This window comes from Kineococcus sp. NPDC059986 (genome assembly GCF_040702905.1).
Lineage (GTDB): Bacteria > Actinomycetota > Actinomycetes > Actinomycetales > Kineococcaceae > Kineococcus.
The window spans coordinates 72,531-97,350 of sequence record NZ_JBFBND010000004.1; the positions used below are offsets into that span (position 1 = coordinate 72,531).

Annotated in this window: 24 protein-coding genes; 14 read left to right on the forward strand and 10 right to left on the reverse strand. The window is 74.5% G+C overall.

Going from position 1 to position 24,820, the window contains the following annotated elements:
• Nucleotides 1-13 precede the first annotated feature (13 nt).
• Nucleotides 14-667, forward strand: a complete 654-nt coding sequence (locus tag AB0637_RS05175) for a GNAT family protein (RefSeq protein WP_366170105.1) — start codon at nucleotides 14-16, stop codon at nucleotides 665-667.
• Between the two features lie 145 nt (nucleotides 668-812).
• Entirely contained in the window at nucleotides 813-2,606 is a 1,794-nt protein-coding gene (locus AB0637_RS05180; protein WP_366170106.1) for a hypothetical protein, read from the forward strand.
• A 10-nt stretch (nucleotides 2,607-2,616) separates the two neighbouring features.
• Here AB0637_RS05180 and AB0637_RS05185 read toward each other — a convergent pair whose 3' ends face one another.
• Nucleotides 2,617-3,894 (reverse strand): MFS transporter, encoded by a 1,278-nt coding sequence (locus tag AB0637_RS05185; RefSeq protein WP_366170107.1) that lies wholly within the window; start codon nucleotides 3,892-3,894, stop codon nucleotides 2,617-2,619.
• Between the two features lie 181 nt (nucleotides 3,895-4,075).
• Between AB0637_RS05185 and AB0637_RS05190 the strand changes: the two genes are divergently transcribed.
• The 6 genes from AB0637_RS05190 (at nucleotide 4,076) to rplI (ending at nucleotide 9,741) form a co-directional block, all read left to right on the forward strand.
• Complete coding sequence (locus tag AB0637_RS05190) at nucleotides 4,076-6,403, forward strand: transglycosylase domain-containing protein (protein WP_366170108.1); 2,328 nt, start codon at nucleotides 4,076-4,078, stop codon at nucleotides 6,401-6,403.
• Between the two features lie 14 nt (nucleotides 6,404-6,417).
• Nucleotides 6,418-7,872, forward strand: a complete 1,455-nt coding sequence (locus tag AB0637_RS05195; protein ID WP_366170109.1) for a hypothetical protein — start codon at nucleotides 6,418-6,420, stop codon at nucleotides 7,870-7,872.
• Nucleotides 7,873-8,089: 217 nt separating this feature from the next.
• Entirely contained in the window at nucleotides 8,090-8,386 is a 297-nt protein-coding gene (rpsF, locus tag AB0637_RS05200) for a 30S ribosomal protein S6 (RefSeq protein ID WP_366170110.1), read from the forward strand.
• Nucleotides 8,386-8,973 carry a single-stranded DNA-binding protein gene (locus tag AB0637_RS05205; protein WP_366170111.1) on the forward strand — a complete coding sequence of 196 codons (588 nt, stop codon included), beginning with the start codon at nucleotides 8,386-8,388 and terminating at the stop codon, nucleotides 8,971-8,973. The genes rpsF and AB0637_RS05205 overlap by 1 nt, the downstream gene beginning before the upstream one ends.
• Nucleotides 8,974-9,037: 64 nt before the next feature.
• Nucleotides 9,038-9,274: a 30S ribosomal protein S18 gene (gene rpsR, locus AB0637_RS05210; protein WP_012085900.1), complete on the forward strand. Its 237-nt coding sequence runs from the start codon at nucleotides 9,038-9,040 to the stop codon at nucleotides 9,272-9,274.
• A gap of 14 nt (nucleotides 9,275-9,288) precedes the next feature.
• On the forward strand, nucleotides 9,289-9,741 hold the full coding sequence (gene rplI, locus AB0637_RS05215; RefSeq protein ID WP_366170112.1) for a 50S ribosomal protein L9: 453 nt from the start codon (nucleotides 9,289-9,291) through the stop codon (nucleotides 9,739-9,741).
• A gap of 76 nt (nucleotides 9,742-9,817) precedes the next feature.
• On the opposite strand, the gene AB0637_RS05220 is transcribed toward rplI, so the two are convergent.
• The 3 genes from AB0637_RS05220 to AB0637_RS05230 form a co-directional block, all read right to left on the reverse strand.
• Nucleotides 9,818-11,395, reverse strand: a complete 1,578-nt coding sequence (locus AB0637_RS05220) for a SulP family inorganic anion transporter (RefSeq protein WP_366170113.1) — start codon at nucleotides 11,393-11,395, stop codon at nucleotides 9,818-9,820.
• Entirely contained in the window at nucleotides 11,392-11,976 is a 585-nt protein-coding gene (locus AB0637_RS05225; protein WP_366170215.1) for a carbonic anhydrase, read from the reverse strand. Before AB0637_RS05225 ends, AB0637_RS05220 begins: the two co-directional genes overlap by 4 nt.
• 312 nt (nucleotides 11,977-12,288) lie before the next feature.
• On the reverse strand, nucleotides 12,289-13,614 hold the full coding sequence (locus AB0637_RS05230) for an MATE family efflux transporter (protein WP_366170114.1): 1,326 nt from the start codon (nucleotides 13,612-13,614) through the stop codon (nucleotides 12,289-12,291).
• A gap of 512 nt (nucleotides 13,615-14,126) precedes the next feature.
• Here AB0637_RS05230 and dnaB point away from each other — a divergent pair.
• Nucleotides 14,127-15,890 carry a replicative DNA helicase gene (gene dnaB, locus AB0637_RS05235; RefSeq protein ID WP_366170216.1) on the forward strand — a complete coding sequence of 588 codons (1,764 nt, stop codon included), beginning with the start codon at nucleotides 14,127-14,129 and terminating at the stop codon, nucleotides 15,888-15,890.
• On the opposite strand, the gene AB0637_RS05240 is transcribed toward dnaB, so the two are convergent.
• Nucleotides 15,860-16,678 carry a methyltransferase domain-containing protein gene (locus tag AB0637_RS05240; protein ID WP_366170115.1) on the reverse strand — a complete coding sequence of 273 codons (819 nt, stop codon included), beginning with the start codon at nucleotides 16,676-16,678 and terminating at the stop codon, nucleotides 15,860-15,862. The two genes, dnaB and AB0637_RS05240, sit on opposite strands and share 31 nt — an antisense overlap.
• 107 nt (nucleotides 16,679-16,785) lie before the next feature.
• Between AB0637_RS05240 and AB0637_RS05245 the strand changes: the two genes are divergently transcribed.
• A complete protein-coding gene (locus AB0637_RS05245; RefSeq protein WP_366170116.1) occupies nucleotides 16,786-17,775 on the forward strand; it encodes an LLM class flavin-dependent oxidoreductase in 990 nt (329 codons plus the stop codon).
• Nucleotides 17,776-18,003: 228 nt separating this feature from the next.
• Here AB0637_RS05245 and AB0637_RS05250 read toward each other — a convergent pair whose 3' ends face one another.
• Nucleotides 18,004-18,549, reverse strand: a complete 546-nt coding sequence (locus tag AB0637_RS05250; RefSeq protein ID WP_366170117.1) for an HD domain-containing protein — start codon at nucleotides 18,547-18,549, stop codon at nucleotides 18,004-18,006.
• Nucleotides 18,550-18,608: 59 nt separating this feature from the next.
• Nucleotides 18,609-19,586, reverse strand: coding sequence for a WYL domain-containing protein (locus AB0637_RS05255; protein ID WP_366170118.1), 978 nt, complete (start codon nucleotides 19,584-19,586; stop codon nucleotides 18,609-18,611).
• A gap of 32 nt (nucleotides 19,587-19,618) precedes the next feature.
• On the opposite strand from AB0637_RS05255, the gene AB0637_RS05260 reads away from it, so the two are divergent.
• Nucleotides 19,619-20,089, forward strand: coding sequence for a VOC family protein (locus tag AB0637_RS05260; RefSeq protein WP_366170119.1), 471 nt, complete (start codon nucleotides 19,619-19,621; stop codon nucleotides 20,087-20,089).
• Between the two features lie 25 nt (nucleotides 20,090-20,114).
• Here AB0637_RS05260 and AB0637_RS05265 read toward each other — a convergent pair whose 3' ends face one another.
• Nucleotides 20,115-20,918, reverse strand: coding sequence for an SDR family oxidoreductase (locus AB0637_RS05265; RefSeq protein WP_366170120.1), 804 nt, complete (start codon nucleotides 20,916-20,918; stop codon nucleotides 20,115-20,117).
• The gene (locus AB0637_RS05270; protein ID WP_366170121.1) at nucleotides 20,918-21,280 is read right to left on the reverse strand and encodes a nuclear transport factor 2 family protein; all 363 of its coding nucleotides are present in this window, start codon (nucleotides 21,278-21,280) and stop codon (nucleotides 20,918-20,920) included. The genes AB0637_RS05265 and AB0637_RS05270 overlap by 1 nt, the downstream gene beginning before the upstream one ends.
• Before the next feature lie 78 nt (nucleotides 21,281-21,358).
• Here AB0637_RS05270 and AB0637_RS05275 point away from each other — a divergent pair, with 78 nt between their 5' ends.
• A complete protein-coding gene (locus AB0637_RS05275; protein WP_366170122.1) occupies nucleotides 21,359-22,153 on the forward strand; it encodes a MerR family transcriptional regulator in 795 nt (264 codons plus the stop codon).
• 24 nt (nucleotides 22,154-22,177) lie between these two features.
• Here the strand turns inward: AB0637_RS05275 and AB0637_RS05280 are convergent, their stop codons facing one another.
• Entirely contained in the window at nucleotides 22,178-22,921 is a 744-nt protein-coding gene (locus tag AB0637_RS05280) for a GntR family transcriptional regulator (RefSeq protein ID WP_366170123.1), read from the reverse strand.
• Nucleotides 22,922-23,009: 88 nt separating this feature from the next.
• Between AB0637_RS05280 and AB0637_RS05285 the strand changes: the two genes are divergently transcribed.
• Both AB0637_RS05285 and AB0637_RS05290 read left to right on the forward strand, forming a co-directional pair.
• Complete coding sequence (locus AB0637_RS05285; RefSeq protein ID WP_366170124.1) at nucleotides 23,010-24,143, forward strand: TIGR03364 family FAD-dependent oxidoreductase; 1,134 nt, start codon at nucleotides 23,010-23,012, stop codon at nucleotides 24,141-24,143.
• A complete protein-coding gene (locus AB0637_RS05290; RefSeq protein WP_366170125.1) occupies nucleotides 24,140-24,808 on the forward strand; it encodes an HAD family hydrolase in 669 nt (222 codons plus the stop codon). The genes AB0637_RS05285 and AB0637_RS05290 overlap by 4 nt, the downstream gene beginning before the upstream one ends.
• Nucleotides 24,809-24,820 lie beyond the last annotated feature (12 nt).

Sequence of the window (24,820 nt, forward strand, 5' to 3'; positions counted from 1 at the left end):
CAGCCTGCGTCGGGTGCTCCCCGTCGACTTGCACCCGTTCGCCGCCCTGCGCCTCACCGTGCCCCACCCCGAGGGGGACGTGGAACTGCGCACGGGGGACCTCGAGGGGGTCCTCGCGCTGTCCCGGGTCGCCGCCGCGGGCGTCCACGCCGACGACGCCATGCCCTTCGCGAACCCGTGGACGGACTGCGACCCGGTCGAACGGGCCCGGCGGACCCTGCAGTGGCAGCTCCTCGGGTGGGCGACGTGGACACCGCAGGACTGGCGTCTCGACTTCGTCGTGCGCCGCGCGGGTGTCGTCGTCGGGACGCAGTCGCTGGAGGCGCGCGACTTCCGCGTGCTGCGGGAGGTGACGACCGGCTCGTGGCTCGGGCGCGAGCACCAGGGCCGGGGGACGGGGACGCTCATGCGGGCGGCCGTCCTGCACCTGGCCTTCGAGGGTCTGCGGGCGGTCCGCGCCCGCAGCGACGCGTTCCTCGACAACCCGGCCTCGCTCGCCGTCTCGCACCGGCTCGGCTACCGCGACGACGGACGGCGGACCCTCGTGCGCCAGGACGCCCCCGTCGAGACGCAGCGGTTGCGCCTGGAGGCCGCCGACTGGGCCGCCCGTCCCCGGGTGCCGGTGCACGTCGACGGTCTCGACCCGGTGCTCGCCGCCCTCGCCTAGCGCGCCCGGGCCCGGTCGACAAGTCCAGAGCCGGTGGATCGGCCGAACGGGTCGGCGAGCGGCCCCGGGTGGGGCATCATGGGGCTCCGAACACGGCGCACCGCCCCGCGAGGGGGGACGCCGCCGAGGCGCGGAGGAGCCGCAGGTGACGACCGAGGGATGGCCTGACGACAGGCTCACCTCCTCCGACGTCCCGTCCCTCGTGCGTCACCACGCCGGGCCGGTCGAGGACCCCGACCGCTACGAGCTGCTCGGGGAGGCCGAGGGCGCCGACGAGGCGTGGCACGTGCTCGACCACCGGGCGGCCGCGGGCGAGGCCCTCTTCACGCTCGCCGCCCTCCGCCCGCGCGACCTCGAGGTCCGGCACACCCCGGACGACGAGGACGCGGTGGAGGGGGACGACGACGCCTCGTCCCCCGAGGAGCTCTGGCGCGACCGGGCCGCGGGGCTCGCCCGCGTCCGGCACGCCCGCCTCGCCGGGGTCGTCGACACCTTCTCCGGCCCCGCCCCGCACCCGCCGGGCCAGGCGCCGGCCGGTGCCGCGGACTGGAGCTACGCCGTCCTCGAGCAGGCCGCCGGGCGGTCCGTCGCCGACTGGCTGCGCGACGACCCGGGCGCGGGGGTCGAGGAGCGGTTCACCGTCCTGGCGACGGCGGCCAGCGTGCTGTCCGAGCTGCACCGCGGCTCCGAGGAGGCCCCGCCGCTGGTCCACGGCGACATCACGCCCCGGTCCGTCCGGCTCGGGGGCTTCTGGCCCGCCGACGGCGTCCGCCTCGCCGGCGCGAGCCTCGGCGGGTTGCGCCGGGGTCCGCTGCAGCAGTCCCCGCACTCCGTCTACACGGCCCCCGAGGTGCGGGCGGGCGCCCTGCCGTCGGCGGCCAGCGACGTCTTCGGCTTCGGCGCGACCGCGTTCTTCGTGTTGACGGGGACACCGCCGGCCACCTCGCCCGAGGGCGTCGTCGACCCCTCCCTCGTGCGCCGCCAGCTCGCCGCCGCCCCGCTCACCGCCGCCCACCCGGGGCTGGCCGACCTGCTGCTGCAGGCCCTGGCGGCCGACCCCGCGCAACGGCCGGACCGCCTGCCGGCGTGGGTCAACGGCATGCGCGCCTTCGTCGAACCCCGGCCGACGCTCGACCCCTACGACGGCCAGGACGCGGTGACGACCTACGTCCCCGTCGCCGCGCCCCGCACCACCCGGGCGCTGCCCAAGCGGCCCGTCGTGGTCGTCGTCGGCGCCCTGCTGCTCGCCACGGCGGGCACGGCCGTGGCCATCACGGCCGTCCAGCAGGGCAAGCTGCGCGACGTCCCGAACCCGGTGGCGATCGTCCAGCCGCCGCGGGAGTCCTCGACCCTGCCGACGTCGTCGGTCCCGCAGCCGGCGACGACCGCCGCGACGGGTGGCGAGGGGACCTCCACCGGCCGCTCCGGCGGCGGGGGCCAGGCGCCCTCGACCCGGCGCAGCACCTCGGCGCAGGCCCCCTCGGCCCAGGTCCCGTCCTCGGTCGTGCCCTCGGGCGCGCCGCCGCAGGCGCTCACGGGGGAGGGGACCCCGGGTGCTCCCGCCGTGCCCCCGAGCGTGCCCGGACCCGTCCTCGCCCCGCCGTTCGTGACGACCGCCCCCACGGCCTCGGCGATCCCGCCGGTCACGGGACCGACGTCGACCACGACGAGCCCCGCCCCGCCGCCCACGTCGGCCGCGCCCACGTCGAGCATCCCGTCGACGATCCGCCCGCCGACGCGACGACCCGTCGTGACGCCGCCGCCCGTGGTGACGCCGCCGCCGGTGACGCTGCCGGGCACGCCGCCCGCCAGCCCGACGACGACGCAGTCGACGACCGTCACCCCCCTGCCCACCCCCACGGACACGGCGACGGTGACGGGTACCGCGACGGGCACGGTCACCGATCCGGCCCGGCCCCGCGGCGGCCAGACCCCCTGAGACCGGGGCCTCAGACGGCGACGCGGCTGCGACCGCGTCCCTGCAGGAGCGCGCACACCGCGTAGCCCGCCCCCAGCGCGACGGCCACCCCGCCGAGCCGTCCGTCGGCGGGCACGAGGACGACGGCGGCCGCGCACGCCAGGCAGTAGCTCACGTTGAAGACGAGGTCGTAGGCCGTGAACACGCGGCCCCGGAACGCGTCGTCCACGCTGCGCTGGACGACCGTGTCGACGCCGATCTTGGCGCCCTGACCGCCCAGACCCAGCAGCCCCGCCGCGACCGCCAGCAGCGGTTGCGACGTCGTGAGCCCCAGGACGACCTGCCCGGCCGCGGCGACCAGCAGGCACCCGCTGATCCAGCGGTGGACGCGCCCACGTCCGGCCCCCCACGGCGCCAGCACGGCCGCCAGCCCCGAGCCGACCGCCACGGCGGCGAGCAGGACGCCCAGCGCGGCCAGCCCGGCGGACGGGTCGTCCTCGGCGGCCAGGACGCGCCGGCACAGCACGACCATCGCCACCGTCGTCAGCCCGAACGACCAGCGGTGCCACGCGATGAGCCCGAGGGCCGCCGCCGCCGGGCGACGCTCCCGCAGGTGCCGCACCCCCGCGACGACGTCGGCCGCGCTGTGGCGCAGGCTCCGCCGCCCCGGTCCGACCGCGCCCGGCGGCGGACCCAGCAGCGTCCGGGGGAAGGCCAGGGCGATGAGCCCGGAGGCGGCGTAGGCGAGCGCCGCCACGACGAGGGCCCCGACGTCGGCCCCCGAGCCCGTGCCGAGCGCGGCCGTGACGGCCACCGTCGCCGTGGCACCGACCCCGGCCGCGACGGTCCCGGCGGTCGGGGTGACGGAGTTCGCCAGCACGAAGCGGTCCGGGGTGACGACGTGCGGCAGCGCCGCGGACAGCCCCGCCAGCAGCGCCCGGTTCACCGACAGGACCGCCAGCGCGAGGACGCCCACGACGACGTCGGAGGACCCCGCGGCCAGCGCGCCGGCGCCCAGCAGGGCCACCGCGGCGCGCAGCACGTTCCCCCAGCCGAGCACCGACCGCCGGGGCCGCCGGTCGAGCAGGACCCCCGCCCACGGCCCGACGACGGTGAACGGCAGCAGCAGGACGGCGGCGGCGAGGGCGACGGCCGCGGGCGTCGCCTGCCGTTCGGGGGAGAAGAAGAAGAGGGAGGCCAGGCCCGCCTGGAAGGCCCCGTCGGCCGCCTGCCCCGTCAGCCGGACGGCCAGCAGGTGCCGGTACCGGGGCGTGCGCAGCAGCCCTCCCAGCTCGCGCAGGACCGCCACCGGCACACCGTAGCGAGCCCGCACGGGCCCGTCGGCAGCCCGGTGGCGAGGCTGTGGAGGTGTCGTGCGAACCCGTCCGGCCCCCGTCGGAGGGCGGGCGGGCCCCACCCGCCGACGCATACTGGAGCGGCAGCTGCCGATGGAAGGCTGCCCCACCCCACCGCTGGAGGACCAGACCCCCGTGGCTCCACGACGCCCCGCCCCCGCCCCTTCGCCCCGTCCCGCCGCCCGGCAGACCGGCCGCGGTGGTCGGCCGGTGCGTCGTCGCCCGCGCCGCCGGGCCGTCCTCGGCTGGCTGCTGGGGCTGTTCCTCGCCGGGGTGGCGCTCGCCGTCGGGGGCTTCGCCGCGGCCTACGAGCTGGTGAAGATCCCGGACCCGAACAAGCTCGCGGACGCGCAGACGAGCACCGTCTACTTCGCGGACGGCACGACCCAGCTCGGCACCTTCGCGGCGCGCAACCGCGAGAACGTCACGCTCGACCAGGTCCCCGACCACGTGCAGAAGGCGGTGCTGGCCGCCGAGGACCGCACCTTCTACGAGAACCGCGGCGTCTCGCCGACGGGCATCGCCCGCGCGGTGTGGACGAACCTCAGCGACGGGACCACCCAGGGCGGGTCCACGCTGACCCAGCAGTACGTCAAGAACTACTACCTGACGGACAAGCAGTCCTACACGCGCAAGTTCGAGGAGTTCTTCATCTCGTTGAAGATCGACCAGCAGGAGTCGAAGGACGAGACGCTGCAGAACTACCTCAACACCGTGTACTTCGGCCGCGGCGCCTGGGGCATCCAGGCCGCGTCCCAGGCCTACTTCGGTGTGGACTCCTCCCAGCTCGACGTGTCGCAGGGTGCGCTGCTGGCCTCGTTGCTCAAGGGCCCGAGCAACTACGACCCGCGCAAGGGCCCGGAGCAGGCGGCGGCCGCGAAGGCCCGCGTCGACTACGTCCTCGACGGCATGGTGTCCGAGGGCTGGCTGTCCCCGGCCGACCGCGCCAAGGCCGGTCTGCCGCAGACGATCGAGCCGAAGCCGAACACGCAGTGGCAGGGCCCCAACGGGTACCTGCTGAAGACCGTCCAGGACGAGCTGACCGGCAAGGTCGGGTTGTCGGAGGAGGACATCGAGCGCGGCGGGCTGAAGATCGTCACCACGTTCGACCCCAAGGCGCAGGCCGCGGCCGTCCAGGCCGTGCAGGACCAGCTGCCGTCGAAGCTGCCCGAGGGCTTCCACGTCGGCCTGTCGGCCATCGACCCGAAGACGGGCGGCGTCACCGCCATGTACGGCGGGGCGAACTGGGTCGACAACCAGTTCAACGACGTCACCCAGGCCCGGGCGCAGCCGGGGTCGACCTTCAAGCCCTTCGCGCTCGTCGCGGGCCTGGAGGACGGCATCTCGCTCAAGACGACGTTCAACGGCTCCAGCCCGCAGACCATCGACGGCTGGCCCGCCCGGAACTACGGCAACGAGCAGTTCGGTCGCATCGACCTCGTGACGGCCACCGAGAACTCGGTCAACACGGTGTACGGCCAGCTCAACGAGCAGGTGACGCCGGCCAAGACGCGGGACGTCGCCGTCGCGGCCGGCTACCCCGCCGACACGCCGGGACTGACCGGCCCGCAGTACATCTCCAACGTGCTGGGCACGGCCGCGCCGCACCCGATCGACGTCACGCAGGCGTACGCGACCTTCGCCGCCCAGGGCAAGCGCACCGCCTGGCACACCATCGCGACCATCGACGACTCGACGGGTGCGCGGACCTACACCGCGTCCCCGACGACCACGCAGGCCTTCCCGAGCGACGTGGCGGCCGACGCCACCTACGCCCTGCAGCAGGTCGTGAAGTCCGGCACCGGCTCCTACGCCGGCAGCCGGCTGGGCCGGCCCGCCGCGGGCAAGACGGGGACGACGAACGACAACCTCGCCGCCTGGTTCGCCGGGTTCACTCCGGACATGGCCGCGAGCGTCGCCCTCTTCCAGACCAGCCCGGACGGGACCAAGAACGTCTCGCTCGACCTCGGCGGCGGGGAGGTGACGGGCGGTTCCTACCCGGTCCGGATCTGGACGGCGTTCATGCGCGCCGCCCTCCAGGGCACGCCGAAGAGCACCTTCCCCGACCGCGCGGACGTCGGCACCGCGCGCGGATCGTCCTCCGGCTCGACGTCGACCTCGACGCAGCGCCCGACGCCCAGCGGCACGCCCTCGGACACCGCCACGCAGACCCCGACGGACACGCCGAGCGACAGCCCGAGCGGCAGCCCGACGTCGTCCGGCGGGGCCACCGACGGTGCGACGGCGACGCCGACCTCGGGGGCCACCGGCCGGCCCACGGGGCCCGGCCGTCCCACCGCCACGGCCACCGGCGACGGCGGCCCGGGTCAGGGCCCCGGTCCCGGACAGGGACAGGGACCGGGACCGGCGCGCGGTGACGCGGGACCCGGTGCGGGCGCGGCGCCGAACCCGGCTGCGGCCGCCGCCGACAGCACGGCGGCGGGCGCGACGGCGACCGGGTAGGGGAAGCTGCAGGGGTGACCTCGACCACGCCGGACCCCGGGTCCGTCCCGGAGGCGTCCACCGCGGAGGCAGCCACCCCGCAGACGCCGGTCCCCTCCGTGCCGCCGACGGCGGTGGACCCGCTGGCCCGGGCCGGCAGCGAGGTGCTCGGCGGGCCCGCGGGACGGCGCCTGGCGGGTGACGGTCCCTGGTGGGTGCGGGCCCTGCCCGTGTCGGTCCTGCTGGCCACGGTCGCGGTCGCCCTCGGCGCGGTCACCAAGCACCACTGCCGGGCCCAGGGCTGGAACACCCCGGACCAGTTCGTGCACGCCTGCTACTCCGACCTGCCGGTCGTCTACACCTCCTCCGGGCTCGCCTCCGGTGCCGGTCCCTTCTCCGAGGGGGTCAACCTCGGGCAGCCGCCGCTGACGGCCCTGCTGTCCTGGCTCGTGGCCCGGGTGGCCCCGCACGAGGTGACGGTCGCGGCCCAGCGGACCTACTTCGACACCGCCGCGGTGCTCCTGCTCCTCGCCGCCCTCGTCGTGGTCGTCGCCGTGCACTCGGTGACCGGTGCCCGGCGCGGCTGGGACACCGTGCTCCTGGCCGCGAGCCCGGTCCTCGTGCTCTCCTCGCTGCTGTCCTTCGACCTCGTCGCCGCGGCCCTGGCGACCGCGGGGCTGGCCTGCTGGGGACGCCGGCGCCCGGTGGCCGCCGGTGTCCTGCTGGGGTTGGCGCTCGCCGCCCGCGCCTACCCGTTGCTGCTGCTCGTGGCGCTCGTCCTGCTGGCGGTGCGGACCGGCCGGCGCCGCGCCGTCGGGCTGACCGTGGGCACCGCGTTCGGGACGTGGCTGCTCGTGAACCTCCCCGTGGCCCTCACGGCACCCACCGCGTGGGGGGCACCGCTGCGTTCCTTCCTGGACCAGCGGGCGGGGTACGGCTCGCTGTGGCTGCTGCCGCAGCTCGTGCAGCAGGCCGTGGGCGTCAAGGACGCCGCGGGGCTGCCCGGCGGGGCCGTCGTCGTCCTGACGATCGGGTCCTGGGTCGTGTGGGTGCTGCTCGTGGCGGTCTTCGTCCTGTGGGCCCCCCGCCGCCCGCGCCTGCCGCAGGTGGCGTTCCTGCTGGTGGCGGGCTTCTGCGTGCTCGGTGCGTCCTTCCCGCCCCAGGCCTCCCTCTGGCTGCTGCCGCTGGCGGTGCTCGCGGTCCCGCGCTGGCGCGACCACGTCCTGTGGTGGGGGGCCGAGGCGGCCTACTTCGGCGCCGTCTGGCTCTACATCGCCGGGCAGACGAACACGAACCGCGCGTTGCCGCCGGAGCTGTACGCGACGGTGCTGCTGGCCCGGGTCGCGGCGATCGCGTGGCTCGTGGTCTGCGTGGTCCGCGAGGTGCGGCACCCGGCCGACGACCCCGTGCGCGCCACCCGCGGCCTGGACGACCCCGCGGGCGGTGACGTCGACCGGGCGCCGGACGCCCTCGTCGTGCGGGTGGCCTGACGACCCGGTCTCCACAGGCACCGGCCGCCGGCCCGCTGTGGACGGCCGGGCCGGGCGCAGCGGACGCGGCGGCAGAGTGGACGTCGTGGGCCCGGTAGACTCGTCGGGTTCCCCTCCTCGCCGTGGCTCCTCCACGGTCGCGGGCGGGGGACGACACGCACCGAGACCCTCCTGCCACGGAGAGACCGTGGCCGCATGAGACCGAAGGAGGTGGGGAATGAGCGCGCGTCAGTACGAGCTCATGGTGATCCTCGACGCGGAGCTGGAAGAGCGGACCGTTGGTCCCTCGCTCGACCGCTTCCTCAACGTGGTTCGCCAGGGTGGTGGCGAAGTCGGCAAGGTCGACATCTGGGGCCGCCGCCGGCTCTCCTACGACATCAAGAAGAAGTCCGAGGGCATCTACGCCGTCGTCGAGCTCAACACCGAGCCCGCCGTCGCGCAGGAGCTCGACCGTCAGCTGAACCTCAACGAGAGCGTTCTGCGGACCAAGCTGCTGCGAGCCGAGGCTGCCTGATGGCGGGTGAAACCGTCATCACGCTGATCGGGAACCTCACGAACGACCCCGAACTGCGCTTCACCCCGTCGGGTGCGGCGGTGGCCAACTTCACGGTCGCCTCCACGCCCCGCTCCTTCGACCGTCAGTCGAACGAGTGGAAGGACGGCGAGACGCTGTTCATGCGCTGCGCGATCTGGCGGGAGGCGGCGGAGAACGTCGCCGAGTCGCTGACGCGGGGCACGCGGGTCGTGGTGACCGGTCGGCTGCAGTCGCGCACCTTCGACACGAAGGAAGGCGAGAAGCGCACCGTCATCGAGATGCAGGTCGACGAGGTCGGCCCCTCGCTCCGCTACGCCACGGCGAAGGTCAACAAGACCTCGCGCGGTGGTTCCGGCGGCGGCGGTGGTTTCGGTGGCGGCGGCGGGTTCTCCGGCGGCGGCAGCGGTGGCAACGGCGGCGGTGGTGGCGGCGGCTGGGGTGGCAACTCCGGCGGCGGCGCTCCGCAGCAGCAGGACGACCCGTGGGCCACCGGCCCGTCCGGCGCGAGCCAGGGCGGTGGCGGCGGCGGTTGGGGCGGCGCGTCGAACGACGACCCGCCCTTCTGACAGCTCTGAACACCATTCCATCCCAGGTCTGACCCCTGGGCTCTCACGAGAGGGGAGCACCACGATGGCCAAGGTGCCCGTGCGCAAGCCCAAGAAGAAGCAGAACCCGTTGAAGGCCGCCAAGATCGAGGCGGTCGACTACAAGGACACGGCGCTCCTGCGCAAGTTCATCTCCGACCGCGGCAAGATCCGCGCGCGTCGGGTGACGGGCGTGTCCGTCCAGGAGCAGCGTCAGATCGCCAAGGCGATCAAGAACGCTCGCGAGATGGCGCTGCTGCCCTACAGCAGCTCCGCACGCTGAGAAGGGGTCACGAGATGAAGCTCATCCTCACCCACGAGGTCACCGGCCTCGGGACCCCCGGCGACGTCGTCGAGGTCAAGGACGGCTACGGCCGCAACTTCCTGCTTCCCCGCAACCTGGCCACCCCGTGGACCAAGGGCGCGGAGAAGCAGATCGACGTGATCCGCAAGGCCCGCAAGGCCCGCGAGATCGCTTCGCTCGACGACGCCAAGGCCGTCAAGCAGTCGCTCGAGGCCCGCACGGTGGCGTTCGCCGCCCGGGCCGGACGGGGTGGTCGCCTCTTCGGCGCCATCACCCCGGCCGACGTGGCGCAGGCGGTCTCGGCCGCCGGCGGTCCGTCGATCGACAAGCGCAAGGTCGAGATCCTGCAGCCGATCAAGACGACCGGCACGCACAAGGCTCTCGTCCGCCTGCACGCGGACGTCTCCGCGACGGTGACCATCGACGTCGTCGAGGCCACCGCCTGAGTCGGGTCTGCTGAACGACCGGAGGCCGGTCGCACCCTGCGGGGTGCGGCCGGCCTCCGTCGTTCTCGTGCGGGCGTCAGGCCCGGTGGCCCTCCGGCTCCGGCTCCGGCTCCGGTTCCTGGTCCTGGTCCGGCGTCCGGACCGAGACCTGCGCGCCGCGGGCCTCCCGTTGCTCGACGAAGGTGTCGAGCGCCTCCCGGCAGGCCCGGTCGAGCTTGTCGGGCTCGGCCAGGTGAACGGTGAGGGGCCGGTCGGCGGGCACCGCCTCCAGGGTGTCGGCCAGCTGCGGCAACCGGACGAACGTCGCCGAGCCGGACACCTCCAGGTGCACCTCCTCGGCCTCCTCGCGGACCCGGGTGCGCAGGCTGCTGGCCTGGACCGCGGCCTTGACCAGCGAGAGCACCAGCCCGACGGCGACGCCCTCGAGCAGGTTCAGCGTGAGGATGGCGACGATCGTGGCGACGGTGATCGCCACCTCGCTGCGCGAGGTCGCCCAGAGCCGGCGGAAGGGGATGCCGGCCACGAGCTTCCACCCGGCCTGGACGAGGACGGCGGCCAGCGCGGCCATCGGCACGAGGCCCAGCAGCGCCGGAGCGGCGAGGGCGAAGAGCGCGAGCCACACCCCGTGCAGGACACCCGACGCCTTGGTCTTCGCGCCGGAGTTCACGTTCGCCGAGCTGCGCACGATGACGGCCGTCATGGGCAGGGCCCCGAGCAGTCCGCAGACGCCGTTGCCGACGCCCTGGGCGACGAGCTCCTTGTCGTACTGGGTGCGCGGGCCCGTGTGCATCCGGTCGATGGCCGAGGCGGAGAACATGCTCTCGGCGCTGGCGATGAGCGCGACCGTGACGGCCGCCCCCAGGACGGCCAGGGGGGCCAGCCCCTCGAGGGAGGCCGGGGTCAGGGGCGTCACGACCGACAGCAGCGACTGGACCTCGACCCGGTCCACGTCGAGACCGGCGGCGACGGTGACGAGCGTGGCCAGCAGGACCGCGACCAGCGGGCCCGGGACGATCCGCAGCCGGGCCGGCGCGTGCTTCCAGACCCGCAGGACGAGCAGCGACCCGACGCCGACGCCCAGCGCCGTGAGGGCGCGGGGGTCGCCCGGCAGGCTCGCGAGCGCCGCCGGGAAGCCCGTGACGTTGGCGACGGGGTTGCCTTCCTGCGGCCGGTCGGCGAGCAGGTACACCTGGCCGAGGACGAGCGTGAGCCCGATCCCGGCGAGCATGCCCTGCACGACGGCCGTCGAGACGGCGCGGAACCATCGTCCGAGGCGCGCGACGCCGAGCCCGATCTGGAGCAGTCCGGCGAGCAGCACGACCGCGCCGAGCGCCTTCAGGCCCTGCGAGCCGACGATGTCGGCGACGAGGACGGTGAGGCCGGCGGCGGGTCCGGAGACCTGCAGGCTGCTGCCGGGCAGGGAGCCGACGAGGATCCCGCCGACGATGCCGGTGACGAGGCCGAGCTCGACGGGCACGCCGGAGGCGACGGCCACGCCGGCGCACAACGGCAGGGCGACGAGGAAGACGACGATCGAGGCGCGCAGGTCGGCCCCGGCGACGGGTCTCCACGCGGCCCAGCGGCCGCCGGGGCTGCCCGTGGTGGCGGCGGCGTGCGCTCGCTGGGCGGGCACGGTGCCCTCGTGGGCGCTCACAGCGCGACGAAGGCGTCGGCGGCGGCGTCGTGGCGCAGGACCTGACCGCGGGTCAGGTCGATGAACCACGGGTGGACGGTCACGTCCTCGTCGACGGACGGGTGCGTCGTGAGGGCCTCCACCTGGTGCAGGACGTGCTGCTGGACGGCGACCGCCAGCGGTGGCGCGCCGTCGACGCGTTCGGGGGTGTCGTCGTCGGCGGGGACGGGCAGCGGGGCGAGCCAGCCGCTGACCTCGGGGACGGGGACCGGGGGCACCTCGCGACCCACGAGGGCGCTGACGGCGCCGCAGCCGGAGTGCCCGGCCACGACGACGTCGCGGATGCCCAGCACCTCCACGGCGTACTCGACGGTCGCCTGTTCGGCACCGGGCCGACCGGGGGCGTAGGGCGGGACGATCCCGCCGGCGTTGCGGAGCTCGAACACCTGCCCGGGACCGGAGTCGAGGATGGCCTCGGGGACCACCCGGGAGTCCGAGCAGGTGATGAGCAGGACCTCGGGTTCCTGCGGGGCGGCGAGCTTGGCGTAGCGCGCGGGGTCGGCGCTGACGGTCTGGGGGAAGCGGCGGGCGGCGTTCAGCAGGGCGTGCACGGCGGCTCCTCGATGCGCGTGACGGGCGGCGTCTCGGGTTTCGTCGGTCGGTGTCTGGCTGTCGGTCGGTTGATTACTTCCCGCAACGAACCACTACTCTTCGTTGCGACGGGGATTCACCCTGCCACGGTCCCTGGAGTTGTTCACCTGCACGGGTTGTGGCCCATCTCACAACGTTCCCAGGTTTCGGTGTGTTCTAGACGCCCTCCGCATGCATTGCGCCGCAACGACTCCAGAGTCGTGTTTCAGGCTCCCGGACATCGAGCGAGGCCCCTCGCCGCGGCCGTGCTCTTCAAGAGAACTTCAGGAACGAGGGCCTGCTCCCGTGACCATCCAGGCGTCGCGCCGTTCGCGACGGACGAGCGTGACGAGCCTCGCGAGGGTGTAGAGCCCGGCGAACGCGACCCACAACCACACCAGTCCCCACCGCCCCTGCGGGGCCAGCCAGAACACCGCGAGGGCGGCCGGCACGTAGCACAGGAGGGTGACGATCCCGGCCCGCGCGAGGTACCTCCCGTCACCCGCGCCGATGAGGACGCCGTCGAGGACGAAGACCCAGCCGGCCGCCGGCAGGCACACGGCGAGGACGACGAGGGCCGCGACGAGGAAGTCCCGCACCTCGCCCTCGGGGGCGAAGAACCCGGCGACCAGCGGACTGGTGAGGCCGACGAGCAACCCCAGGCCGACGCCCACGGCGACGCCCCACTGCACCATGCGGCGGATCGTCGCGCGGACCCCTGCGACGTCCCCGGCCCCCAGGGAGCGGCCGACGAGCGCCTGCGCCGCGATGGCGAGGGCGTCGAGGGCGAGCGCGGTCGTCGTCCACACCGTGTTCGCGACCTGGTGCGCGGCGATGCCCGCATCGCCCTGAGCCGCCGCGACGAAGGTCGTCAGCAGGGCCGCGACGCGCAGCGTCACCGTCCGCACGAGGAGGGGCACGCCGTCGCGGGCGTTGCGCAGGACACCCAGGGGGTGCGGCCGGACCCGCGCGCCGGTGCGCCGCACGCCGCGGGCCACGACGACGGCCAGGGCGACCGCCATGAGCAGCTGGGTGGTCGCGGTGCCCACCGCCGACCCGGCGATGCCCCACCCGACCCCGTGGACCAGCAGCAGGTTCATGGCCGCGTTCAGGACCGCCCCGGCCCCGGCGACGACGAGCGGGGTGCGGGTGTCCTGCAGCCCGCGCAGGACCCCCGTGGCGGCCAGGACGACGAGCATCGCCGGCAGGCCGGGCAGGCTCCAGTGCAGGTACGTCAGGGCGTAGGGCCGGGCCTGCGCGCTCACGCCGAGCAGGTCGACGACCGGCCCGGACCCCAGCCGCAGGGCCACCGCGACGAGGACACCGAGGCCCAGGGCCAGCCACAACCCGTCGACGCCCTGGGCCAGCGCACCGCGCAGGTCACCCGCGCCGAGGCGGCGCGCCACGGCGGCCGTCGTCCCGTACGCGAGGAAGACGAAGACGCTGACGGCCGTCGCCAGGACGGCACCGGCGATGCCGAGCCCGGCCAGCGGGAGCGTGCCGAGACGGCCGACGATCGCCGAGTCGGCGAGGAGGAACAGCGGCTCGGCGACGAGCGCGCCCAACGCCGGGACGGCCAGACGGAGGATCTCGGCATCACGCTCCGTCACCTTGAGCCTTCTGGACAGAGCGTTACCCCACCGCAACAGAACCAACGTCCCCTCGTCCGGACGAACCTTCTCTTCTCCACACCGGGTGGACAACCTGTGGGCAGCATCGTCGCAGTTCAGGGCCACTGGATCGCGAGGACGTCCCCAGGAGGACCTCCTCGTCCCAGACTTGTCCACAACCTTGTCCACCCCCTGTGCACAACGGTCCCCAGGCCGTCCACAGGCTGTCCACCGCCCTGTGCACAGGGGCATTTGACCCGTCCGGGGGTGGTCGGTCACTGTGCCGCGAGGACGTGTCGGAGCCGTCCGCTAGACCTGCGGCGGGAGATCGTCGCGGGGACGTCTCCGAGGGAAGAGGGCCTGCCGCTGTGACGACCTACGACGATCCACCGGTCGACTTCGGGCCTCCCCCGGAGGACGACGGACCGCGGGGTGGCCGGGGTCGCGGCGGTCGTGACGGGGGCCGGGACGGCGGCCGGGGCCGGGAGTCGCGCAACGAGTCGTTCGACCGGATGCCCCCGCAGGACATCGCCGCCGAACAGGGCGTGCTCGGCGGGATGATGCTGTCCAAGGACGCCATCGCCGACGTCGTCGAGGTCATCAAGAGCCAGGACTTCTACCGCCCGGCGCACGAGCTCATCTACGACGCGATCCTCGACCTGTACTCCCGGGGCGAACCGGCCGACCCCGTCACCGTGTCCGCCGAGCTCACCAACAAGGGCGAGCTGACCCGCGTCGGCGGGACGCCGTACCTGCACGACCTCATCTCCACCGTCCCCACGGCCGCCAACGCCGCCTTCTACGCGCGGATCGTCGCCGAGCGCGCCGTCCTGCGCCGCCTCGTCGAGGCCGGCACCCGCATCGTGCAGATGGGCTACGGCTCCGACGGCATGGACGTCGAGGCCGTCGTCAACAGCGCCCAGGCCGAGATGTACGCCGTGACGGAGAAGCGGACCAAGGAGGACTACGCGGTCCTCGGGGACGTCATCGAGGGGACCATCGACGAGATCGAGGCCAGCTCGCACCGCGGCGAGGGGATGGTCGGCGTGCCGACCGGTTTCGCCGACCTCGACAACCTCACCAACGGCCTGCACCCCGGCCAGATGATCGTCATCGCGGCGCGGCCGGCGGTGGGGAAGGCCCTGGCTCTCGACACGCCCCTGCCGACGCCCACCGGCTGGACGACGATGGGCGAGGTCGCCGTCGGCGACGAGCTCCTCGGCGCCGACGGTCGTCCCACGACCGTCGTGGCCGCGACTGAGGTCATGGTCGACCGGCCCTGCTACGAGGTGCACTTCTCCGACGGCAGCGTGATCGTCGCGGACGAGCAGCACCAGTGGCCCGTCGACGTCGACGGACGCCCGGTGGTCCGGACGACGGAGCAGATCCGCGTCGGTCTCCTCGCGGGCGCAGCGGTGCAGATCGCGCCCGCGGTGCTGCCGCAGCTCGTCGGAGCGGGTGGCGGGTCCGTCCGCCCTTCCCGGCACGAGGTCACCGCCGTCGTGGCGATCGACTCCGTCCCCGTCCGCTGCGTCGAGGTCTCGAACGACGACCACCTGTACCTCGCAGGCCGGTCGATGGTCCCGACCCACAACTCGACGCTGGGGCTCGACATCGCCCGCGCCGCCTCGATCAAGCACGGTCTCGCGTCCGTCATCTTCTCCCTGGAGATGGGGCGCAACGAGATCGCGATGCGCCTGCTGTCCGCCGAAGCGCGGGTCCCGCTGCAGAAGATGCGCAAGGGGAACATGGACGACGCGGACTGGACGCGGTTCGCCCGCACCATGGGTTCCATCAACGAGGCGCCGCTCTACATCGACGACTCCCCGAACATGTCGCTCATGGAGATCCGGTCCAAGTGCCGGCGGCTGAAGCAGCGGGCGGACCTGAAACTCGTCATCGTCGACTACCTGCAGCTCATGACCTCCGGCAAGCGCGTCGAGTCGCGCCAGCAGGAGGTCTCGGAGTTCTCCCGTGCCCTGAAACTCCTGGCCAAGGAGATCGAGGTCCCGGTCATCGCGCTGTCGCAGCTGAACCGTGGTCCGGAGCAGCGCACGGACAAGCGGCCGATGGTCTCGGACCTCCGCGAAAGTGGCTCCATCGAACAGGATGCGGACATGGTCATCCTGCTGCACCGGGAAGACATGTACGAGAAGGAGTCTCCGCGCGCGGGGGAGGCGGACTTCATCGTCGCCAAGCACCGCAACGGGCCCACGGACACGATCACCGTCGCGTTCCAGGGTCACTACTCGCGGTTCGTCGACATGGCCACCTGAGGTGTTCCGACCCGCACGCTGACGACCCGGCTGCCGTCCTCCTCGTCCTGCTCGTCCTCGGTGTCCTCGAGGACCCCGGACGCGACGGGGAGGACCTCCGCGTCCAGCCCGTGCTCGCGGGCCCACGCGACGGCAGGCCCGGTCTGCTCCGCGTCCAGTTCGGTGAACAACCGTCCCCGCGGAGTCAGCCGGTCACCGGCCGCAGCCAGGACGCGGCGCAGGACGTCGAGCCCGTCGGTGCCGCCGTCGAGGGTCCGCCGGTCCTCGTGCTCGCGCATCTCCGCGGGCAGGTGGGCGATCTCCGCGCTCGGCACGTACGGCACGTTCGCCAGGACCGCGTCGAACCGCAGCCCGGCGGGCACCGCGTCGAAGAGGTCGCCCGTGTGGACGTGCGCGCCGGGCAGGTTCACCCGCGCACACGCCGTCGCGGCCGGCAGCAGGTCGACGGCGTGGACCACGAGCCCGGGCACCCGGTCGGTCAGCGCGCCGACGAGGGCCCCCGTCCCGCAGCCCAGGTCCAGGACGGTGTCCCCGGGGCGGACGTGCGCGGCCGCCGCGTCGACGAGAGCGGTGCTGCGGTGCCGCGGCACGAACACCCCCGGCGCGACGACGTACCGGCGCCCGGCGAACGCGGCCCAGCCCAGGACGTCCTCCAGGCGTTCACCGACCACCCGCCGGGCGACGAGCGCCTCGACGTCCCCCGGTGCGGCCAGGAGCAGCTCGGCCTCGCGCTCGGCGAACACGCTCCCGCCCGCCCGCAGGCGGCGGACCACCTCGTCGGCCTCCACACCCCGAGTCTGGCAGGGGCAACGGCCACGGGGCCGTGACCCGGAATCGACGGGGCCTGCGCGCGGTTGGCACCTGCGGAAGCCACACCCTTCGAAAGGTCGCCCCAATGTCGCTCGCGCTCTCCGTCCTCGACCTGGCCCCCATCGCCCCGGGGCAGTCGGCGGGCGACAGCATCGCGGCGAGCGTCGCGCTCGCGCAGACCGCGGAGGAGCACGGCTACCGCCGCGTCTGGTACGCCGAGCACCACAACATGCCGCACATCGCGTCCTCGGCACCGGCGGTCCTCATCGCGCACGTCGGGGCGAAGACGTCGACCATCCGGCTGGGCGCGGGCGGCGTCATGCTGCCCAACCACTCGCCGCTGAGCATCGCCGAGCAGTTCGGCACCCTCGAGGCCATGTACCCGGGGCGCATCGACCTCGGCCTCGGGCGCGCCCCCGGTTCGGACGAGGCCACCACCTACGCGCTGCGCCGCGACCCGTCGCAGTCGGCGCAGTTCCCCGAGGACGTCCTGGAACTGCAGGCCTACCTCGCGGGCCGGTCCCGGGTCCCGGGCGTCCAGGCGACGCCCGGCGGCGGGTCCGGGGTGCCGCTCTACGTGCTCGGGTCCTCGACGTTCGGGGCGCACCTGGCCGCCCGGTTCGGGCTGCCGTACGCGTTCGCGTCCCACTTCGCCCCGCAGCAGCTGCGCGCGGCGGTCGTCTCCTACCGCAACGAGTTCCAGCCCTCGGACCAGCTCGCCGAACCCCACGTCATCGCGGCCGTCAACGTCGTCGCGGCCAACACGGCGGCGCAGGCGCGCGAGTCGTTCGCCCAGGTGCAGCGCCGGTTCGCCACGGCCCTGTTCGGCCGTGGCCGCACGTACACCGAGGCCGAGGTCGACATCCTCATGGAGACCGCCGCGGGCCAGCACGTGCAGCAGATGCAGCACTACTCCGCCGTCGGCACGCCGCCCGAGGTCCGCGAGTACCTGCAGGACTTCGCCCGCGAGGCCGGGGCGGACGAACTCATCGTCGCCCACCAGGCCCTGTCCACGCCGGCGCGGTTGCGCTCGGTGCAGCTGACGGCCGAGGCCTTCGAGGGCGCGACCGTCTGACGGCGACCGTCCGACCCTGACCACTGTTCCCGCAGGGCGAGCCAGTCGGCTCTGTTCCTGCCGACCAGCGGCCCGGACCTGCACCAGCAGGAGGACGAGCACGCGGCGATCCTCGACGCCCTGCGGGCCGGCAACGAACGGCTGGCGGAGTCGCTGGCCTTCGCCCACATCGAGGCCGGTCGCGAGCCGACGCTGGCGACCCTGGACCTGCCGGGCTGAGCCCGCCCGTCAGCGCGCGGGGCCGAGCCGGGCCTGGACACGGGCGACCGAGGCCCGCAGGAACGGTTCGCGCTCGGCCCGGGCCCGGCGCTCGACCTCGGGGGCGTCGCGGTGCCGCGCGTGCAGGTCGTGCAGCCGCTGGGCGAAGGGCACGCGCCGACCGTCGGGGGTCGTCGTCATGTCGCAGTAGAGCAGGGCGTCGGCAACCGGGCCCCCCTCGTCGGGGTAGACGTCGAGCAGGTCCTCCAGGCCGCGGGCGCGGGCGAGGAAGCGGGCCCCGCTGTGGTGGGCCACCAGGCTCACGACGCGCAGCGGCCAGCCGAGGCCCTTGAGGTGGTCGGCGCCGTCCAGCGGGTGAAACCCCGTGCGCTGCACGGAGGGCGCGTAGCCGATGTCGTGCAGGACGACCGCGGTGACGAGCAGCTCGCGGTCCTCGGCGGGCACGGTGCGCGCGATCTCGGTGGCGGTCCTGGCCGCCGTGGAGACGTGCTCGAACCGCTGGTCCACGTCCCCGAGGAGCTCGCGGGCCAGCGCCAGCGCCTCCTCGGTGCCCATCTCGTCCACCATCCGACTTCCCCGTTCCTGGAGACTCCGTCGTCACCCCGGTCGAGCCGTCACGATGGCACGTCCGCAGGTGCGCTGCCAACAGTCGGTGGAACGTTGTAGAGAGCCAGGAGTTCCCTGCCCAGGCGGGCGAGTTCGGCCCGGACGCTGTCCGGGGTCAGGACCTCGAGGTCGGCACCCCACCCGGCGAGTGTGCGGGCCAGGTCCAGCGCGGTGGGGGCCGCGAGTCGGCACCGGACCCGCCCCTCGCCGGCGTCCGCGACGTCCGTGCAGTGCCGCCCGAACTGCCGGCGGACGACGGGCAGGAAGCGCTGGGCCACGAGGACGGTGGCCGTCGTCGTCGAGCGGCGCCGTTCCACCTCCTCCACGACGCGGTCCCACTCCGTGGCGAGGTCGACGTCAGGCGGCGGCGCGAACGTCTCGCTGGTCTCCTGCGCGGACTCCACCCGGTCGACGCGGAACGTGCGGCGACCCGTGGGGCCGTCGGCCAGCAGGTACCAGGTCTCGTCCTTGGCCACGAGGCCGAGCGGTTCGACCACCCGCCGGCTCCGGCCGCGCCGGGAGGCGTACGTCAGCTCGACCCGGTGCCGGGTCACGACGCTGCGCTGCAACCGGTCCACCAGCTCCGGCCGGGACGCGGGCGAGCCGCCCCACGCGTCGGGGTCGACGACGACGGCCGCCGCCGCGGCTTCGGCCTCGGCGCGGAAGGTGCCCGGCAGGGCGCGGACGAGCTTGCGCAGCGCCGTGCGCGTCCGCGGGTCGCCCGCCGCGGGGCCGGCCGTGAGGAAGAGGGCCTGCGCCTCGTCGCGGGTCAGTCCGGACAGGTCGGTGCGTGCGCCACCGACGAGGGACCAGCCCCCGCCGCGCCCCGGCTGCGGGTAGACGGGCACCCCGGCGGTGGACAGGGCCTCCAGGTCGCGACGGGCCGTGGCGAGGGAGACCTCGAGCTCGGCGGCGACCTCGGCGGCCGTCACCCGCCCGCGGGTCTGCAGCAGCAGGAGGACGGCCACGAGGCGGTCGGCGCGCACAGGACGAGAGTGCCACCAGAAGTGCTCAGGAGGTGAGCACTTCACCCGCGAGCGTGGACCTCGACGGAACCACCCGGACGAGCGAGGAGCACGTGATGTTGCGAGGGATGTCGACCGTGGCGCTGCTGGCCGAGGACTTCGAGGGCGCCAAGCGCTGGTACGCGGACCTGCTGGGGTTCGCGCCGTACTTCGACCAGCCCTGGTACGCCGAGTTCCGCGTCGGGGACCAGCAGCACGAGCTGGGGATCCTCAACGCGCGGTACGCCGCCGACCTCGGGGGAGTGCCGGCCGTGGACCGCCCCGGGGGAGTGGTCCTGTACTGGCACGTCGACGACCTCGACGTCGCCCTCGCCCGGACGCTGGACCTCGGAGCGAGGCCGTTCCAGCCCCCACGGGACTTCAGCGAGGGTTTCCGGGGAGCCTGCGTCCTGGACCCGTTCGGGAACCTCCTCGGCCTCATGCACAACTCCCACCACCTCCCCGCCGGGGCGGGCGAGGGGTGAGGCTGTGCGCGCGGGACCGGGCGACTCACACCGTGGGCACGGTTCCGCCGTCGACGACGAACTCCGCCCCCACCACGGCCGAGGCGCGGTCGGAGACGAGGAACCCGACGACGTCGGCGACCTCGTCGGGTCGGGCGAACCGTCCCAGCGGCACGCCGCCGAGCGATTCCAGGAGCGCCTGTTCCGCGGCCTCCCGGGTGGTGCCCCCGCCGTCGGCGAGGCGCCCGATGAAGTCCCCGTAGGCCTCCGTCGAGATGCCGCCGGGGCTGGCGGCGTTGACCCGCACCCCGCGGGGGGCGAGGTCGTTGGCGAGGCCCTTGCTGTACGTCCGCAGCGCCGCCTTGGCCGCCGCGTACGGCAGGGTCGCGTCGTGCAGCGGGAGCTGGTGCTGGATCGAGGTCACGTGCACCACGACCCCGGACCCCGACCGGACGACCGCCGGCAGGAGGGCCCGGTCCAGGCGCACCGCGCCCAGGAGGTTGAGGTTCAGCTCGGCCAGCCAGTTCTCCTCGGCGTGGGCCGCGAACCCACCCGGCGGTGTCGTGGAACCGCCGACGACGTGCACGAGGACGTCCAGGGCGCCGACCGCCTCGGTGATCCGGTCGGCCACGTGCTGGGCCCCCTCGACCGTGGAGGTGTCGGCCGCGATGAACCGGTCGGGGCGGTCGTACCCCGTCGGCAGGGTGCGCGCCGTCGTCCAGACGTCGGCGCCCATCTCCCGCAGGCGGGCCACGACGGCCCGCCCCAGGCCCTTCGACCCGCCCGTCACCAGGGCGCGCCGGCCGTCGAGTCGGTCCTTGGTGTCGATGCCCGTGTCGCCGGTGCTCATCACGCCGCCTCGTGGTTGCCGACGACGAGTTCGGCCACGCGGTCCCCGCGGAGCGTGAACCGGTAGTCGAGGTCGGCGACGCCACCGGGGAACGTGCCCTCGAGCCGCAGGGTCACGACCCAGTGCGTGTCGTCGACGCGGTGGAACCCGGTCTGATGGGTCGTGTACTCGAACTCGGCGCCCGCGTCCCGGATGAACGCGTGCACCTCGTCGCGGCCGCGGAAGGTCTCGCCCTGGTCCACGACGACGACGTCGTCGGTGACCAGCTCCGACGTCGTGTCGGCGTCGTGGACGGTGCTGGCGGCGAGGAACCGGCGGACGGTGGCGGGGAGGGTCTCGGGGTGGGTCTCGGGGTGTGTCATGGGAGGACCGTGCGGCCTCGCGCCGACGGAGGGTCAAGCGCTGGACCCTCCCCCTGGGGGAGCCTCCAGACTGGCGGGGTGCTGACCATCGGGGAGTTCTCGCGCCTGACCCAGCTGAGCGTGCGGACGCTGCGCCGCTACCACGAGGGGTCGCTGCTCGAACCCGCCGTGGTCGACGAGGCCACTGGCTACCGCTACTACGCCGTCGAGCAGATCCCCACCGCGCAGGTCATCAACCGCCTGCGCGAACTCGACGTCCCCCTGGCCGACGTGCAGCGGATCCTGCGCACGCCGGACCCGGGGGTGCGCTCGGCGCTCGTCGCGGAGCACCTGCGGCGGCTGGAGGCGGAACTGGACCGCACGCGGGCGGCGGTCACCTCGCTGCGCCGCCTGCTGCAGCCCGACCCCGCACCCATCGCGGTGGACGTGCGGGCCGAACCCGCCCGCACGGTCGCGGCGGTGGAGGCGGTCATCGGCACCGAGGACCTGCCGGCCTGGTTCGCCGGGGCGATGGCCGAACTGCAGGCCGTCGTCGGGGCGGGCGTCACGGGCCCGCCCGGCGGCGTGTTCGACAACGCCCTGTTCGAGGAGGGACGCGGCAGCGCCCTGCTGTACCTGCCGACCGCGGAACCGCCGCGCACGGGGCGGGTGCACGCCGCGACCCTGCCCGCGGCGGAACTGGCGGTGACGACCCACGCGGGGGAGCACGACGGTGTCGACGTCACCTACGGGCAGCTCGGGACGTGGGTCGTGCAGAACGCCATGTCGGTGGCCGGTCCCGTGCGGGAGGTCTACCGCGTCGGCCCCCGGGACGACAGCGACCCGGCTGCGTGGCGCACCGAGATCGGCTGGCCGGTGTTCCGGGTCGCGTGAACCGTCACCTGAACCCGGCGCGCGTCAGCGCCCCACGGGGCGGACGAAGTGCGGTCCCGTCGGGCGCCGTCGGCCGGTCGTCGCGACGGTGAAGCGGACGACGTCGCTGCGGTACCGGTCGTCGCCGGCCTCGAACACGCGCCCGCCCGACCAGGAGAACCGCCGCAGGCGCAGGACGGGGGAACCGGTGGGCACCTCGAGCAGGCGGGCGTCGTCCTCGTCGGCCGCGACCGCGTCGATCTCGTGGTCGACGTCGCCCACGTCGTACCCGTGGGCCAGCAGCACCTCGGTGATCGACACGGCGTCCAGGTCCTCGGCGAGCAGCAGGCGCCCGACGTCCTCGACGTAGGTCAGGCGTTCGAGCATCGTCGGGCGGTCGTCCAGCGTCCGCAGCCGCAGGACGTCGACGACGAGGTCGCCGGGGTCCACCCCGAGGAGCCGGGCGCGGTCGCCATCGACCCGGTGCAGCGTCACCGACTGCGTCCGGGCTCCCGGCCGGGCGCCGATCTCCCGGGCCCAGCGGGTGAACGGCACCGAGGTGTCGACGGGGTGGCGCACCGTGCGGGCGGCGACCCGGCTCGGGCGGCCCCGGGTCGACTCGACGAGGCCCTCGGCGCGCAGCAGCGCGAGCGCGTTGCGGACGGGGCCGCGCGACGTGCGCCACCGGGCGGCCAGCTCGCCCTCGGTGGGGACGTCGTCGCCGGGGCGCAGGTCCCCGGACGTGATGCGTTCCCGCAGGTCGTCCGCGATCTGCTGGTAGACGCTCACCGCGGCACCGTAGCGACGACCGCGCCGAGGTGTACATCTCCGGACGCTTCTGCTTGAGTTGGGTAGACAACTTCCGGAGGTGCTGGTGGTGGACCACGACGACCGGGACCACAGCGACGTCGTCGTGGTGGGTGCGGGGATCGTCGGGCTCGGCGTCGCGGACGCGGCACACCGGCGGGGTCTGTCGGTGACCGTGCTCGACCGCTCGCCCGCCGCGACCGGGGCGACCGTCCGCAACTTCGGCCACGTCTGCCTCACCCCCCAGACCGGCCGGGCCTGGGAGTACGCCCGCGCGGCACGCGAACGGTGGATCCGGCTCGGCCACGACGCGGGGTTCGCGGTGCGGCAGGACGGCACCTGGGTCGTCGCCCGGCACCCCGACGAAGTCGCCCTGCTCGCCGCGGCCGCGGAGCGCGCCCCGGACGCAACGCCCGTGCACCTGCTCGACGCTGGGGAGTTCACCGCTCGCGCCGCCGTCGCCGGGGCGGTGGGCGGTGCGCACCTGCCCGCCGACCTCCAGGTCGACCCCCGCCGGGCCGCCGCGGCGCTCGCCGCCCACCTCGAACGCCGGGGTGTCCGGTTCCGGTGGCGAACACCCGCGCTCGGAGTCGAGGAGGGGCGGGTCGTCACCGGCCGCGGGACGCTCACCGCCGGCCTCGTCGTGGTCGCGGTGAACCACGACCTCGACCACCTGCTCCCCGGCCTGGCCGAGGCGGCCGGTGTCCAGCGCTGCGCCCTCGACATGCTCCGTGTCGACGCGGGTCTGCCGGCGCCGCTGCCCGGACCGCTGCTGACGGGGTGGTCCCTCGTCCGGTACCGCGCGTTCGCCGACCTGCCCGAGGCGGTGGCCGTCCGGGAGCGGTTGCACGCCGAGCACCCGCGCGCGGCCGCGTTCGACGTGAACCTCATGGCCACGCAGCAACCCGACGGGTCGCTCCTGCTGGGCGACACCCACCGCCGCGGCCCGGGGGTCGACCCGTTCCAGTCCGAGGAGGCGAACGAGGTCCTCCTCGCCTGCGCTGCAGACCTCTTCGGCGTCCCGCGCCCGCGCGTCCTGGAACGCTGGCAGGGCGTCTACGCCAGCGGGCCCGAGGAGTTCCTCGTGGCCCGCCCCGCCCCCGGTGTCGTCGTCGCGACCGTGACGACGGGCATCGGCATGACCACCGGTCTCGGCCTCGCCGAGGACGTCGTCCGATCAGCCGTCGGAGGAGATCGCCCGTGACCCGCACCGAACTGCTCGTCCTGGACCTGGCCGGCACGACCGTCCAGGACGACGGCGTGGTGGAACGCGCGTTCGCCCTCGCCCACGAGCGCACGGGCATCGCCCGGGGGATGCCGTGGTCGGAGGCGCTCGCCCACGTCCGCGCGACGATGGGGCAGTCCAAGCTCGACGTGTTCACCCACCTCGGTGGCGGCGACGTCGCCGCCGCCCACCGCGCGACGGCCGCCTTCGAGGACGCGTACGCCGAACTCGTCGCGGCCGACGGGGCGCAGGAGGTTCCCGGCGCGACGCAGTTCCTGCGCGAAACCGCCGAGCGGGGGATCCGGGTCGTCCTGACGACGGGATTCGCCCCCGCCACGCGGGACGTCCTGCTCGACGCGCTGGGCTGGCGCGACCTCGTCGACGGCGCCCTCTCGCCCGCCGACGTAGGTCGCGGCCGGCCCGCACCGGACCTCGTGCTGGCCGCCGCCCTGCGCGCGCAGGTCTCGGCGGTGTCCGCCGTCGCGGTCGCCGGCGACACCGTCAGCGACGTGCGGTGCGGACTGAACGCGGGGGCCGGGCTCGTCGTCGGCGTGCTCACGGGCGCCCACGACCGGGCCGCGCTGCAGGAGGCCGGGGCGCACCTCGTCCTGCCCGACGTCACCGCCCTGACCCCGCACCTGTGAGGACCGGGTGTG

Coding starts and splice junctions, on each gene's coding strand:
- rpsF (WP_366170110.1), top strand. CDS start 8,090: ATGAGCGCGCGTCAGTACGAGCTCATGGTGATCCTCGACGCGGAGCTG.
- AB0637_RS05205 (WP_366170111.1), top strand. CDS start 8,386: ATGGCGGGTGAAACCGTCATCACGCTGATCGGGAACCTCACGAACGAC.
- rpsR (WP_012085900.1), top strand. CDS start 9,038: ATGGCCAAGGTGCCCGTGCGCAAGCCCAAGAAGAAGCAGAACCCGTTG.
- rplI (WP_366170112.1), top strand. CDS start 9,289: ATGAAGCTCATCCTCACCCACGAGGTCACCGGCCTCGGGACCCCCGGC.
- dnaB (WP_366170216.1), top strand. CDS start 14,127: ATGCCCCCGCAGGACATCGCCGCCGAACAGGGCGTGCTCGGCGGGATG.
- AB0637_RS05245 (WP_366170116.1), top strand. CDS start 16,786: ATGTCGCTCGCGCTCTCCGTCCTCGACCTGGCCCCCATCGCCCCGGGG.
- AB0637_RS05250 (WP_366170117.1), bottom strand. CDS start 18,549: ATGGGCACCGAGGAGGCGCTGGCGCTGGCCCGCGAGCTCCTCGGGGAC.
- AB0637_RS05265 (WP_366170120.1), bottom strand. CDS start 20,918: ATGAGCACCGGCGACACGGGCATCGACACCAAGGACCGACTCGACGGC.
- AB0637_RS05270 (WP_366170121.1), bottom strand. CDS start 21,280: ATGACACACCCCGAGACCCACCCCGAGACCCTCCCCGCCACCGTCCGC.